This is a genomic window from [Clostridium] aminophilum, assembly GCF_900101295.1.
Classification (GTDB): Bacteria; Bacillota; Clostridia; order Lachnospirales; family Lachnospiraceae; genus Clostridium_R; species Clostridium_R aminophilum_A.
Genome location: NZ_FOIL01000008.1, coordinates 61,725 through 75,474, shown reverse-complemented (window position 1 = coordinate 75,474; position 13,750 = coordinate 61,725). Strand labels below are relative to the sequence as shown.

Here is a 13,750-nt window from a genome sequence, read left to right as displayed (position 1 = left end):
AGGTGACAGCTTCCTTGGCGAAGCTCTTAGCGACACATATTTCACTTAGCGGCTTTGCCGCTTAGTGAAATAGCGTGCTGCGGCTGGTCTTTTCGAGCTTAGTGCGTGCCATGGAAATTCACTTAGCGACACATATTTCACTTAGCAGCTTTGCCGCTTAGTGAAATAGTGTGCTGCGGCTGGTTTTCTCGAGCTTAGTGAATTTGCTTACAGCGGCGTGCGCATCCTCGCGGAACGTTTTTATTTCCTAGGGAATTTCGGAGAAATTTCCTAGGAAATAAAAAAACTCCGGACCAGGTGAAATCCTGATCACGGAGTTTCTATCATTTGTGTTATCGGGATACTTCCCGAATAGCACGATCATTCGCAAAGCGACGTCCCGTAGAATAGCATATTGCTTCAAAAAAAGTCAAGCTTTTTTCGCCGTTCCGCCCTCCTGGCCGCCGGGACATCACTGCACTTTCGGCGCATACGTTCGATAGAGATCGAGATACTCTTCCTCCACATCCGCAAACGGTCTCCAGCTGAAATTCAGATAGATATGCAGTTCCGGTTTCGGGCGGTCCATCTCCTGCCGGAGCAGTTCCGTCATGTCATACCAGAGCATATCGTCATCAATTCCCTTTACAATCGCTTTTTCTTCCTCCGTCAGTGGTGTTCCCAGAAACTTTTCGTAGATCATGTCCAGAAGCCGGTTCTCCTGCTCCTTATATTCCGGCATACGGATCTTCACCGGTCTCGGCACATCGGACAGATAGCACTCACTGGCGTCATGGATCAGGCATGCCAGAATCATTCTCGGCGGGAGATCTCTGGCCTCCGCCTCCCTCGCACAGTTGATGCAGTGCTGTCCCACCGAAAAGAACGTGCGGACATGTCCGTTGCCCCGGCAAAGGTACGGAAGTGCATGGGCGATGTCCTCAATATCCAGCATTTCCACTTCCGGATTCATCGGATCAATATGCTTTCCGGTGTATGTTGTGATTGTAATTGTCTTATCGGTATACATATAATGTTACCACTCCATCTTCCAGATATGGTCTGTGCGGTCCTTTCCGTCGGAATAATGCATCGCGCCGGACTCAAAACTTACCAGAATCATTCCGTCCGGTGTTGCCGATACCGCTTCCGTCATTGGCAGCGCCGTCACGGCTTTGGTCAGACAATTGGAGTCCAGAATAAAGCCCGGCACTTTGGAACTGCCGACCTGAAAATCCTGCAGCGTCGCATGTGTTGAGCTCGTGTCAAAGGACATCAGACGGGATTCTGATTTTCTTCCGTAAGACTGGCTCAGCAGCATCTGACCGTTTGAGAGACTCGTGATTCCCTGAATCCGGTCCGGAGCCGCCATCACCATATCCGGGACCGGATATCCGTCCGGGCCGGCTTCATCGAAGCGCTCCACGCTCTTTTTGGAGAGATCGTATCCCAGAATATAGCAGCCATACTCGGCATTTTCAGCCTTGGTCGTATAATTCATGTCCGCGGACAGATCATAATTCCCCTTCGGGTGATAAAAATTGCCGACCCACAGACAACCGTCGGAAAAATTCATAAAGGACGGGGAAACCGGTACACGGAAGGTCTTTTTGATCTTAACTTCCTTAGTTCCCTCGCCTTCCAGTTCCTTCATCGGAATCTCCGCCACCTGATAGTGTCCCTCCGCATCCGCGGGCGCTGACACGAAGAGCGTATCGTCGGAGATCGCCAGTCCGCCGACATGGCTGGAAAAACGGCTTCCATCCGCATTATAGAGATATGCCTCCGCAGTCAGGACTCCATCCTCATCCAGAATGCTGATCACCGACGGAATATCCGCCTTGGAATAGCTTGCAATATACGTTCTCTTATCTTCCGCGCAGTAGCACATTCCCTGCGGGATCATTCCCTCATTCAGTCCCGGAATCACCGCCCACGGCTTTGCGGATTTGAGAAACGGTTTGTATTCTTTTATACCGGTATAAGTCGGCTTGCCGACCGTTTTGGTCTGTGTCAGACGCAAACCGGTTTCCGCAACGGATCCGCTCTCCGCCGCGGAACGGTCTTCCGCATCCGCTGCACTCTCCGCTACCTCCGTGGAAACGTCTTCCGCGCCTGCTGCGCTCTCTGCATTTTCCACAGTCTCTTTTGTCGCCTCTGTCGCAACTGCCACAGACGTATCCTTTGCATCCTGCTTCGGCCCGCAGGCGGCAATGCCCGCTGCCGTCAGCATTGCTGCCGCAAAAGCCGCAGCCTTACAGACCTTTCCGCTTCGTCCTGTTCGTTTTGTCATATATACTCTCCTGTCTGTTCCATTTTCCTGTCGGAGACAGCACTCCGCGGTCTCCAACATCCCGCGGCAGTCCTCGCATCGGGAAACATTTCCGGCCCCGCCGCTTTCACAAACTCTGCCGGCACAGAATACCGCTTCTGTACCGGCAGAGTGTTCTGTTTTATTTATTCCGGACCGGCCGCATTTACTCCAGGCCCAGTTCTTTCCTGGTAAATGCCCTCGTATGCGCCTCTTTTCCGTAACGGTCGCGAAGAATCAGATACGCATATTCTGTATCTTCCGGAAGGTCAAAATCCGCCCGGGTGATCTCGCCGCCGTCCGGCCGGTAAACATTCTGGCACAGTTTCATGCTCCGCACAAGGATCGCTCTCTGAACTCCGCTCATCTCCACATGGACATGCCCGTGTTCTGCGGTCAGACACCGGATCTCCGGTCCCGTCGACGCATAAAAGTTTCCTTTTTTCAGTGCCTCCATAACAGCGGGATAAGTCAGCTCCTCCGCCATCACCATGGTCCAGCTTCCGAAGGAATCGCTCAGAAGATCATCAAACGGCTTCTTGTTATGGTTATCGTCCGCGCCGTGGCAGTACAGCATCTTTCCGTTCATGAGAAATGCGTCATACAGCCCGTTGTTGCACTCGCTCCCGTTGATCGTATACGATCCCGTATTGTAGATCTCGAGGCTGTAGAGTCCGTTCAGCCGAAGAAGCGTATCCTCGCTTTCCATGGACCACACCGGATGGTTCATCGCCACAAGGTAGCCGGCCGCGCGGGCACAGTCAATGAAATTCTGGATATATTCCACCGTATAGAGGCGCGGTCCCTCCGGTCCGCACTTCGGCCGCTTTTCCGCAATCTCATGCGGAAGATATTTGCAGAACTTCGGATCATAGCCGACATAAGTCTCACACTCCGGCCTTTTTGCCAGAAGGTTGATGTGGATCTCCGGATGGAGCGGATCATAGCGGCACTCGGGATCCGGCCGGATATATGCCTCGTATCCGGTAATCATAAGAAAATCTTCGCGGTTCAGCTCCGGGTGCGCCATCGGCGCCTCATGATCGGTGATCGCAAGGATCGAATATCCGCGTTCCCGATAAGCCTGCGCCATCGCTTCCGGTGTCAGATTTCCGTCGGAAATCGTGGTATGACTGTGAAGATTCGCTTTGTACTGATGTTGTCCTTTTCCGATAATATCCATCTTTCGCCTCAATCTGACTGACAAGGTCCTCAGGACGGCTTCCGTTCTCCTGTCCTTTCAGCGCTTGTTCCTTCATTTTACTTTATCCGCACAAAATGTCAAATTAAGAAACCCTTTCAGCGGTGTGCGCATCACACGGAGCGCTTTCTTTCGCAGGAAATGGAAATGCGGAACCGCCCTCTGAAACGAAACCGGCGAAAGTCTCCGTATCGATGCCGGAAACTCCCGCCCTGTTCCTTTTCATTTTTGCAATTTCTTTTTTGCAATTTCTTTTTTGCTATTTCTTTTTTTCGATTTACTTTTTTCTTTTTCCGGATTTATTTTTTTGGTTTTCTTATTCGTTTTGTCTTATCCGGTTTGTCTCATTCTTTTTCTTATTCGGCTTTTCTTTCCGTTTTACCTTTTTCCGATTTACCTTTTTCCGGTTTTGCCCGGGCGTTTCTCCTTGTTTCAGTCCGGTTACTTCATCGCCGCCTTGGAGTATCCGGTCATCATATACTTCTGGAAAATGAAGAACAGAATGACAACCGGAAGAATGGCCAGAACTGCGCCCGCCATGATCTGGTGATAGTTGGATACCGCCTGGCCGGCAAAGGTATTCTTCAGATATGCGAGTCCGACCGTCAGGACTCTTCTCACCTCATTGCCCGCAATGATCTTCGGCCAGAAATAAGCATTCCAGCCGTTGGTGAAGGTCACGAGAGTGATGGTGTAAATGCTCGCCTTGCTCATCGGAACGAGAACATACCAGATGCAGCCGAGGCGGCCGAGTCCGTCGATTCTTCCCGCATCGATGTAGGACTGGTCAATGGACATAAAGCTGTTCCGGAGCATGAAAATATAGTAGGCTGAAACTGCCTCCGGAAGGATCAGTCCCAGATAGGTGTCATTCATGGTCCAGTCCGAGCACATGATGTAGATCGGGATAAAGGTGACCTGCAGCGGAATCATCAGCGCGCCGAGCACGATATAGAAGAACCCGTCGCGGAATTTAAAATGTCCTCTCGCAAAGCCGTAAGCCGCAAGGATTCCCGTCACCACCTGAGAGATCAGGATTCCTGCGGTCATCACGATCGTGTTCCAGTAGTACTTCAGGAAGTTTGCTTTCTGAAGCACATATCCGTAGTTTTCCGGGTGGAAGGATCTCGGAAACAGTGTCGGGAACGGCAGCTGCACCTCTTCCGCCGACTTGAAGGACGTGCTGATCATCCAATAGAGCGGGAACAGCATGATGACCGTGATCACCACCGCTGCCACGGTCTGTGCCCACCATCCCGCCGTATGTTTCTTGTTTTTCTTCTTTACCGAAAATTCGTGGCCCTGCGGGTCCACTGCAACCATTGTATTCGCCATTTTCTTCCTCTCTTCCTGTGACCTGTGCGGGCAAAGCATGCACTGGGACTCTGTTTTCCCGTCCGATTATGAATCGTAGGTAATCTTTCCTTTCGAGATCTTCATGGTTGCTACCGTGATCACCAGAAGAATCAGGAAGAACATCACCGCTGCCGTCGCCGCGCGGTCCATGCGGAAATCAACCATCGCATATCGGTAGATCAGATAGACGAATACTTCAGTCGCACGGTTCGGTCCGCCGGACGTCAGGATATCCACCGACTGGAATACCTTCATCGACGAGAGGAAGGTGGTGACAAAGAGGAACAATGTGGTCGGTCCGAGAAGGGGAAGCGTGATCCGGAAGAACTGCTGTGTCGAATCCGCCCCGTCCAGCGCGGACGCCTCATAATAATCTTTCGAGATCCCTGCCATGGCGGCCAGATAAATCATCATGCCGTACCCGATGCAGCGCCATCCGGTGAGCATCAGCACCGACGGAAGTGCCGTCGCTTTCTGATTCAGCCAGTCGATCGGAGCGATGCCAAGGTAACTCAGCGCATAATTCAGAACACCGGACTCCGTGTTGAGAATCCAGAGAAAGATAACCGCCGCGGAAGACATGGCCACATACTTCGGCATAAAAATGATGGCTCTCAGCACGCTGAACGATTTCGTCATGCGGTTGAACAGCAGTGCAAAGATCATTCCGCCGACGATAGTTACGGTCAGCTCCCCGAGCGAATAGAGGAAGGTAACCTCGAGAGAGTTCCAGAGATATTTCGCTCCGGTTCCGGCGAACAGCCACTCCCAATTCTTGAGTCCGACAAAATGCCATGTCTCATTCAGAAGATTCCAGTCGGTCAGGCTGATCTGAAACAGCCGGACGATCGGATAATAAACAAAGACCATGAGAAGAACGAGTGCCGGCACAATGCAGAGGAAATCGCCGATTTTCTCTTTCTGCCGCGGATTCAGCCCGGCCTTCGCCGGTGTCTTTCCCGCCGAAGCGCCTGTCTCGGGTTTCGTATTCTCTTTTATTTCCATATCAACCATAGATTTCTCCCCCAAAAGCAAAGTCTGCAGGCGAACTTCGGTCCCCCGTCTCCTGACTGTCAAAACTCTATGACGCGAAACGCAAAAGTCCTCCCGCAGGGATAACCTGTAGGAGGACCGGGGACATTTCTCTTCTTCTTTGTCTCCTGCCGCAGTGGGCTTATTCAGTTTATCCGCTCATTTCCGGATCCTGCGGCCGGAAACATTTCTCTTTCGAAGTTCTCCGAATTACTTGTGATCGGCAAGGATCTCGTCGATCTCCTCAACCATGCTGTCGGACTGTTCCTGAGCATCGGAGAACTCGGTCATCATGGTAACCATGTAGTTCTTCCATGTGGTTGCAAGCTCGGACCACGCCGCATTCTGGATTCTCGGATTTACCAGATCCAGATTGTCGAAGATGCACTGGAATGCCGGCTTCTTCTCAAGGAATGCCTTGCCTTCATCGGTGTGAAGAACAGACTTACGGGTCGGTAAGTAACCGGTTCCCTCTGCCCACTTCATATTGACTTCCTTACCGCACAGGAACTGCAGGAACTGCCATGCAGCATTCTTGGTCTTCTGGTCGTTCTTGGACGGAATTCCCAGAACGCATCCGCCGACCTCAGAGTTCTTTGTGCCGTCTGCAGCTGCCGGATACCATGCCATGCCGACATTGAAGTCACACTTGCTGACATAGTTGTTGTACAGAGAGGAGGTATGCATAACGGCAAATGCCTTCTTGTCATAGAAATCCTGACGCATGTTCGCAGATGCATCGGTTCCCTGACGATAGTTTACAAGACCGGCCTTTGTCCAGTCCTGAATCTTCTTGGTGCGTGCAACGGCTGCCTCGCTGTTCAGATCGCACTTATTTTCCCCGTTGATGATCTTTACGCCATCGTTCAGATACAGTGTCTCGAAATACCACTGATCCCATCCCGGAATCTCCAGACCGTATACGCTTGTGGTTCCGTCTGCCGCCTTCTCGGTTGCCTTCTCGAGGAATGCGTCCATGTCATCGATCTTGGTCGGAATCTCAATTCCCTTTTCCTTCGCCATATCTGCATTGTAATAGATTACCTGCGTGGAGTGAAGGAACGGAAGGGAAACCTGTTTGCCCTCATACTGCGCGCTGACCAGAAGTCCGTCCGCAAAGTCGGTTGCATCATAGCCGGTCGCCTTGATGTACGGATCCAGATCTTCATACAGACCGCTTGCTCCGTAAGATGCGACATAATCGGTGTTCGCAACGACAACCGCCGGAAGTCCGGTTCCTGCCGCATTTGCCGCGATCAGCGCCTCATTGATATCTTTGTATGCGCCTTTATATTCCGCCGTTACATGAATCTTGTCCTGGCTCTTGTTGAATTCGTCCACCACTTCATTGACAAGATCCGTGTACTGATCCTCGAGTGCATGCCACCATACAATCTCAATCGGTTCGGTAACCTCATACTTGGAGGCATCTGCCGCTTCTGTCTTCCCGTCCGCTGCCTGAGACTCTGCTGCTGTCGTCTGGGCTGCTGTCGTTGCCGCGGCAGATCCGGTGGAACCGGAGCATGCGGTCAGAGCCATCGCTCCGGCCAGTGCAAGCGCTGCGCTTTTCTCGAGTGTCTTCCATTGCATTTTTTTCATATGTTTTTCCTCCTCTGAGCGATTCTATTCATAGCGGTCTTTCCGCAAATCGCCAAAAACGTTTGATTTGAAAATGCATGTAAATGATAATAACAGCAAAATGTCAGATGGTGCCGGTGGTTGTGAACTAAAATATATACCAATAAAGCAACGTCTTTTTCGGCTTATTTTGTCATTTTGCCCACTTTCAAAACTCAGTATAATCCATATTATGCTTTTTTACAATATTTATATATTGTTATAATTTTACCGAGAATTGTGTTTCTGAAACACAAATTTGACGTCATTTCCGTTCATTTCTGTTTCTTACACCGAAATCTTTACAAACACAAAATTCATAAGATAAGAAGACGCGAGGATCACCCCGCCGATCCAGAAGAAAAAGAAACCGCTCAACTGGTAGAACAGAAGGAAAAATGCCGCCGGAAGAAGCATCATCACAATGGTCACCGGCACACATTTCATCGCCATGGCGGGCGCATCCCGCAAAATTTTCCCGACCGGATGATCAAACACTGCCAGAATTCCGTACATGTACATGGTGATGACCAGAAAAAGATCCGCCATGATCAGAAGAAAAACCGTGAGCGCAAGACCGACCTGTCCCCCCGCCGCGCTCATTCCCGTCAGTGCCACGCGTTCCGCAGTCTTTCCCGATCCCACAGCCCAGAACACCGCCGCAAACCAGATATCCGCGGCAAAGAACAGAAGTCCCGCCAGTTGAATCATCCACAGAAGCGTTGCCTTACGGAAATGCCGTTTCCATGCGGAAAAATACCCCCGTATCACACCGCCCTCCTGATCCCGGACCGCTTTCAGGCAAAAGTCATAGAAAGCAGCCGTGGATGCGCCGATCGTGAAGATCGGTATGCAGGTGACCAGCCAGATGACCGACATCGCCGATACGTCCGCCAGCTTTCCCACAAAATTCCAGAACCGGTTCTCCGGATTAAAGAGTTCGCTCATCCTTCCCTATCTCCTTTCTGTTCCTTATCGCTCCCGAATCCGGTTCTGCATGAACGATTCGCCGCACCGGCGCTGTGTCTTCCATCCCTTTTCCCAAGACAGCACCGACCACAGGTTTCCGCCGGCATCCATTCCTTTCCCGCAAACGGCACCGGCCTCAGGGTCCCTGCCGGCTTCCATCCGGTTGAGAGATTCCCACGGCAGTGTTATCATAGACTTGTCCTGCGTTTCCCCGCCGGCCCCTTTTCGGTCCGGTGCGGAACAGACAAAACCATCGCAAAGGATATACACTATGATTTCATCCCGATTTCACCGTTGGAAAGAGGAGGAAGCCGCCAAGCTCTCCCGCATGACATTCCGAAAAAAAGCGGAGTATATCGCTTACTACTACAAATTCTATTTTCTTGGACTTGCCGCTGCGGTAGTTCTCTTTCTTTTCGCCGGCGAGGTCCTCGTCAACCGCTCCAAAACCGTCATCCTGTCCGGTCTGATCACAAATGATGACTGGAACCGTTTTTCCGCATCGGACATCTCCCGGGACTATGCCTCGAGGATCGGCCTGTCCTCCTCCCAGAAGCTTCTTCTCGACGACGGCCTCTACATTGACGAAGAAGGTCAGGCCGCCGAGATCGCCGCGGCAAGCCGGGGCAAAATCATTGCCGGGATCACCACAAAATCCCTCGATTTTGTCATCACGGAAAAAAGCGTTCTCGATGAGTTCCGTCCTCAGATGACATTCTGTTCTCTAAATGAGCTTCTTCCGGATGATCTCTTCCGGGCACTCCGGGATTCCATGGCGACGTACACGGACGAAAACGGAAAAACCATCTATTACGCGCTTTCCCTGAAGGACTCCCGCTATCTGACCGATGCCCCCGAAGTCACCGGGACTTATTACCTTTTTGTTCCTTCCATCGCGCCGCACAGAGAACAGACCGCGGACTTTATCCGGTACTGTTTTGAGCAGGTTCCCTGACCGGATCCGCTTCGCAGAATCCGTTTTGCATTTTCTGCCCGCTATACGCGAAAGAAAATCCACCAAAAAAGTACAGCTCCGCACGGCATTTCCGCCGGGCGGAGCTTTCTTTTATAGAGAACTTCCGATCAGTTCAGAATGGTCTCTTCGGTTTCTTTGTCAAACAGATGAATCTTCGACTCATCCACCGCAACCGTGATCCGGTCTCCCCGTTTCGCCTTCGACGTGGAGGCCACTCTTGCCATCAGGTTCTGCCCCTGATAAATCATATAGAGGTAAATCTCTGCGCCCATCATCTCCGACACTTCCACTTCCGTCCCGAACTTTGAACCGGCATGCTTCTCCAGAAATTCCGAATCGTCCTTGATGTCTTCCGGACGGATACCGACGGTCACTTCCTTTCCGTCATACGGTGCAAGATTCGCGCCGCCCGTCTTTTCCTCCGGAAGCGCGATGACCGTTCCGGCAATGTCCACCGTCCAGCCGGAACCGGACCGGTGAAGCGTGCCGCCGAGGAAATTCATCTGCGGGCTTCCGATGAATCCCGCCACGAACAGGTTGCACGGCTTTTCATACAGATTCTGCGGTGTATCCACCTGCTGGATAATGCCGTCTTTCATAACAACGATGCGGTCTCCCATGGTCATCGCCTCGATCTGATCATGGGTGACATAGATAAATGTCGTCGCCAGTTTTTTGTGGAGTTTGATGATCTCGGTTCTCATGCTGGTGCGGAGCTTCGCGTCCAGGTTGGACAGCGGCTCATCCAGAAGAAACACCGCAGGATTGCGGACCATCGCACGGCCGAGAGCCACACGCTGTCTCTGACCGCCGGACAGAGCCTTCGGTTTTCTCTCTAAAAGCGGTTCAATCTCCAGAATCCTTGCCGCCTCCTTGACGCGGCGGTCGATCTCATCCTTCGGAACCCTGCGCCGCTCCAGACCGAATGACATATTCTTATACACGGTCATATGCGGGTACAGCGCATAGTTCTGGAACACCATGGCAATATCGCGGTCCTTCGGCGCGACATCATTGACCAGACGGTCCCCGATATACATCTCGCCGTCCGTGATCTCCTCAAGACCGGCGATCATCCGGAGCGTCGTGGATTTACCGCAGCCCGACGGACCGACAAATACCACAAACTCCTTGTCGCGGATCTCCAGATTGAAATCCTTTACCGCCGTAACGTTCCCCGAATAAACCTTATAAATGTGTCTGCAGCTGATACTGGCCATATTGGACCTCCCCTTTTGTCCTATTCTATGTGTGATCTGCAGTTTTTAGGCTCTTTTCCGCCGAAAAACCGCAGCGCATTCCAAAACAACATCCTGTGATTACATATTATTTGATTTATTTAGTTGAACTGTCTGATTTGAATGATAATTTCATTATAGCGGTTATGCCAAAAGATTCAACCGTATATCAAAAAAAACAGACAGATTACACAAAATTGTGAATCTGTCTGTTTTGAACTGTCAGGAGTGAGTGGATGGTGAAGCCGGTCTTCTCCGCTGCTTCCGCAGCAGAGAAAACCGGCTTCCATTTATACCCTGTTCTGTTTTTTACTCAGTTATCCAGCCACATTACGCCGTCAACCCCCCGGATTCCGAGTCCCGGATCATCCGAAACCGTAATGTCCTTTTCACGGAATACCGCTCCGCCCTGAACCGGATCTTCCGTGCAGAGTACCGGGCCGTCAAGGTCCACTCTCGTGATCACGCCTTTCGCGCAGCCCAGATGAACGGCGGCATTGACGCTCACCTTTGCCTCCAGCATGCATCCGATCATACACTCTGCCCCGTACAGTTCCGCGGCGGCGGCGATCTTCAGTGCGTTGTAGATTCCGCCGCACTTCATCAGTTTGATATTGATCAGATCCGCCGCGTGAGTCTGAAGAATCGTCAGCGCATCTTCCGGCGAGAACACACTCTCGTCCGCAAGAACCGGCACGATGCTCCGTTCCGTGACATACCGGAGGCCGTCCAGATCATGCGCCGGCACCGGCTGTTCACAGAGTTCAATGTCCAGACCTTTATTCTGCATCTGATCCAGAATACGGACGGCCTGCCGGGCATTCCAGGCCTGATTGGCATCAATCCGGATCTTCACGTCCGGTCCGACCGCTTCGCGGACCGCCGTGAGTCTCGTCACATCCAATGCCGGGTCAATGCCAACTTTCATCTTCAGGGTGTCATAGCCCCGTCCGACCGCATTTCTCGCATCTTCCGCCATCACTTCCGGCGGATTGACGCTGATGGTGATATCGGTCACAAGCTTCTTTCTGCTTCCGCCGAGCATCTTGTACACCGGAATCCGGTAGAGTTTTCCGTACAGATCCCAGAGCGCCATGTCGGCCGCCGCTTTCGCGCTGCTATTCTTCACTACACAACGGTTGAGATCGATCATCAGGTTCTCGAGATCATCCACATCCCGGCCCATCAGTGTCGGGATGATGTGATCCCGAAGGGCGCCGAGAATTGCACCGGTGGTGTCTCCCGTGATGACTCCGGTGGGCGGTGCTTCCCCGTATCCCTTTTCTCCGGTATCGGTCGAAATCTCGACAATCACATCCTCTACACTGTTCACCGACCTCAGCGCCGTTTTAAACGGAACACGAAGCGGCACGGAAATCTTTCCAAGCCTTACACCCGTAATCTTCAACTTTTTCTCCCTTCCGCATCCGAAGCAGACAATCGCTTCCGCAATTTTCCTTCAATCGGTCAGCCCTTAATTTGCCAGACGGTATACCGCCTCTGCAATGATCTGCATATTCAGTTTGAGCTTGTCGAGCTCCCAGAATTCATTTGGAAGATGTTCCCTCACCGTATCGCCCGGGAAAATGGGGCCGAACGCAACCGTATTCGGAATCGCTTTCGCATATGTTCCGCCGCCAATGCACATCGGTTCCGCCGGAAGGCCCGTGAACTCATGATAGACCGCAAGAAGTTTCTGCACATACTCTTCGTTCTTATCCACATAAAGAGATGCTTTATGCGCCTCCGATGTGAGTTCAAAGCCGTTCTCTTTCATCTCTTCGATCAGTTTCGGTGCACACTCCTCATAACTGCGGGTAACGGGATACCGATAGTTGATGGAAACCTTGATTTCCCCGCCGTTTCCTTCGATCATTCCGGTATTAAAGCTGAGACGGCCGGAAATCTCATCCTCCAGCGCAATGCCAAATCCGTCTCCGGTTCCCTTCAGGCCGATGCCACCGGCAAGGAAACGGATCTTTTCCGCCGCTTCTCCCGCAACCGGAAGCCGATTCAGGGCAAACAGAAGCGCACCGATGGCATTCACGCCCTTCCACGGAAGAGACGCATGCGCCTCCTTTCCTTCCGCAAGGACAGTGAGTGTTCCGGTCTCCGCATGATACTCTGCGGAGAGAATGCTTTTTCCGCCTTCCGTGAGAGATGCGCAGGCAGCCTTCATTTCCTCATCCTCCGCAATCTCTTTTTCGAGATCTTTTTCTGCCGCGCGCACCGTCTCCATCGCCTTTCGGGCCGTTTCCTCGCTGCAGCTCAGTTCTGCCTTCGCGTGCCCCGGAACGATGTTAAATGCCGTACCGCCGGAAATGCTCCTGAGGAGAACCTCTCCTGCCCCGCACACGCCATCACCCGCAGTCTCTGCGGCATTCAGCGCTGCGGTAAACACAGCATTGATGATGCCCTTTTCGCCGTTGATCAGCGGATACTCTCCATCCGGCGTAAATCCGCTGACCGGAATCTCTCCGCCGTGCTCACGGTAATACGCCATGTCGGCGCTTCCGGTTTCCTCATTGGTTCCGAAAAGAATGCGGATTCTGCGCTTCAGCGGAAGTCCGGAATCCATGATTGCCTTCATCGCGTAGAGCGCCGCAACCGCCGGCCCCTTATCATCCATGGTTCCGCGGCCGTAAATATTGCCGTTCTCCACATCACCGGAATACGGGTCTCTGTCCCAGCCCTCACCGGCCGGAACCACATCCAGATGTCCCAGAATCGCAACCATCTCCGGTCCCTCGCCGATCTCGGCCCATCCCATGTAGTTATCGACATTACAGGTCTTCATCCCGAGCTTTTCGGCCTGTTTCAGGACATAGAGAAGACAGTCTCGCACCGGCTCGCCGAACGGCGCATCCGCCTTTGCGTCCTGTCTCTCACTCGGAAAACGGATCACCTGCTGAAGGCAGGCGATCATCTCCTCTTCCTGATTTTTAACCGCTGTCTTTAAATCCATTGTTCTTTCCCCCTGTGTCTCTTTCTCTCCCGCGCGTCAATCTGCCGGTTGATTTTCATAAAAGGAATATCCGGGATACTCCTTATTATCGAAAAATCCGCTTCCC

The 13,750-nt window shown here is 52.2% G+C and carries 12 protein-coding genes; 1 reads left to right on the top strand and 11 read right to left on the bottom strand.

All coding sequences use genetic code 11. The features are described 5' to 3' along the window. Nucleotides 1–451: 451 nt before the first annotated feature. The 8 genes from BMW41_RS03990 to BMW41_RS03955 form a co-directional block, all read right to left on the bottom strand. The gene (locus BMW41_RS03990; RefSeq protein WP_074648953.1) at nt 452–1,009 is read right to left on the bottom strand and encodes an HD domain-containing protein; all 558 of its coding nucleotides are present in this window, start codon (nt 1,007–1,009) and stop codon (nt 452–454) included. A 6-nt stretch (nt 1,010–1,015) separates the two neighbouring features. Beyond that, entirely contained in the window at nt 1,016–2,272 is a 1,257-nt protein-coding gene (locus BMW41_RS03985) for a hypothetical protein (protein WP_074648952.1), read from the bottom strand. A gap of 184 nt (nt 2,273–2,456) precedes the next feature. Beyond that, nucleotides 2,457–3,473, bottom strand: a complete 1,017-nt coding sequence (locus BMW41_RS03980) for a PHP domain-containing protein (RefSeq protein WP_074648951.1) — start codon at nt 3,471–3,473, stop codon at nt 2,457–2,459. Between the two features lie 459 nt (nt 3,474–3,932). Then, nucleotides 3,933–4,826 carry a carbohydrate ABC transporter permease gene (locus BMW41_RS03975; protein ID WP_242841530.1) on the bottom strand — a complete coding sequence of 298 codons (894 nt, stop codon included), beginning with the start codon at nt 4,824–4,826 and terminating at the stop codon, nt 3,933–3,935. Between the two features lie 66 nt (nt 4,827–4,892). Beyond that, nucleotides 4,893–5,861 (bottom strand): carbohydrate ABC transporter permease, encoded by a 969-nt coding sequence (locus BMW41_RS03970; protein ID WP_242841531.1) that lies wholly within the window; start codon nt 5,859–5,861, stop codon nt 4,893–4,895. Between the two features lie 228 nt (nt 5,862–6,089). Beyond that, nucleotides 6,090–7,478, bottom strand: a complete 1,389-nt coding sequence (locus BMW41_RS03965; protein WP_031470992.1) for an ABC transporter substrate-binding protein — start codon at nt 7,476–7,478, stop codon at nt 6,090–6,092. Nucleotides 7,479–7,784: 306 nt separating this feature from the next. Continuing rightward, on the bottom strand, nt 7,785–8,444 hold the full coding sequence (locus BMW41_RS03960) for a YesL family protein (protein ID WP_074648950.1): 660 nt from the start codon (nt 8,442–8,444) through the stop codon (nt 7,785–7,787). 24 nt (nt 8,445–8,468) lie between these two features. Then, nucleotides 8,469–8,657 carry a hypothetical protein gene (locus BMW41_RS03955; RefSeq protein ID WP_074648949.1) on the bottom strand — a complete coding sequence of 63 codons (189 nt, stop codon included), beginning with the start codon at nt 8,655–8,657 and terminating at the stop codon, nt 8,469–8,471. A 79-nt stretch (nt 8,658–8,736) separates the two neighbouring features. Between BMW41_RS03955 and BMW41_RS03950 the strand changes: the two genes are divergently transcribed. Then, nucleotides 8,737–9,420, top strand: coding sequence for a hypothetical protein (locus BMW41_RS03950; protein ID WP_074648948.1), 684 nt, complete (start codon nt 8,737–8,739; stop codon nt 9,418–9,420). A gap of 128 nt (nt 9,421–9,548) precedes the next feature. Here the strand turns inward: BMW41_RS03950 and BMW41_RS03945 are convergent, their stop codons facing one another. The 3 genes from BMW41_RS03945 to BMW41_RS03935 form a co-directional block, all read right to left on the bottom strand. Beyond that, the gene (locus tag BMW41_RS03945) at nt 9,549–10,661 is read right to left on the bottom strand and encodes an ABC transporter ATP-binding protein (RefSeq protein WP_031470996.1); all 1,113 of its coding nucleotides are present in this window, start codon (nt 10,659–10,661) and stop codon (nt 9,549–9,551) included. A gap of 331 nt (nt 10,662–10,992) precedes the next feature. Further along, on the bottom strand, nt 10,993–12,087 hold the full coding sequence (locus BMW41_RS03940; protein ID WP_031471000.1) for a dipeptide epimerase: 1,095 nt from the start codon (nt 12,085–12,087) through the stop codon (nt 10,993–10,995). Between the two features lie 66 nt (nt 12,088–12,153). Next, nucleotides 12,154–13,644, bottom strand: coding sequence for a M20 family metallopeptidase (locus tag BMW41_RS03935; RefSeq protein ID WP_074648947.1), 1,491 nt, complete (start codon nt 13,642–13,644; stop codon nt 12,154–12,156). Between the last annotated feature and the right edge of the window lie 106 nt (nt 13,645–13,750).

Coding starts and splice junctions, on each gene's coding strand:
- BMW41_RS03955 (WP_074648949.1), bottom strand. CDS start 8,657: ATGATAACACTGCCGTGGGAATCTCTCAACCGGATGGAAGCCGGCAGG.
- BMW41_RS03980 (WP_074648951.1), bottom strand. CDS start 3,473: ATGGATATTATCGGAAAAGGACAACATCAGTACAAAGCGAATCTTCAC.
- BMW41_RS03935 (WP_074648947.1), bottom strand. CDS start 13,644: ATGGATTTAAAGACAGCGGTTAAAAATCAGGAAGAGGAGATGATCGCC.
- BMW41_RS03965 (WP_031470992.1), bottom strand. CDS start 7,478: ATGAAAAAAATGCAATGGAAGACACTCGAGAAAAGCGCAGCGCTTGCA.
- BMW41_RS03960 (WP_074648950.1), bottom strand. CDS start 8,444: ATGAGCGAACTCTTTAATCCGGAGAACCGGTTCTGGAATTTTGTGGGA.
- BMW41_RS03970 (WP_242841531.1), bottom strand. CDS start 5,861: ATGGTTGATATGGAAATAAAAGAGAATACGAAACCCGAGACAGGCGCT.
- BMW41_RS03985 (WP_074648952.1), bottom strand. CDS start 2,272: ATGACAAAACGAACAGGACGAAGCGGAAAGGTCTGTAAGGCTGCGGCT.
- BMW41_RS03950 (WP_074648948.1), top strand. CDS start 8,737: ATGATTTCATCCCGATTTCACCGTTGGAAAGAGGAGGAAGCCGCCAAG.
- BMW41_RS03975 (WP_242841530.1), bottom strand. CDS start 4,826: ATGGCGAATACAATGGTTGCAGTGGACCCGCAGGGCCACGAATTTTCG.
- BMW41_RS03945 (WP_031470996.1), bottom strand. CDS start 10,661: ATGGCCAGTATCAGCTGCAGACACATTTATAAGGTTTATTCGGGGAAC.
- BMW41_RS03990 (WP_074648953.1), bottom strand. CDS start 1,009: ATGTATACCGATAAGACAATTACAATCACAACATACACCGGAAAGCAT.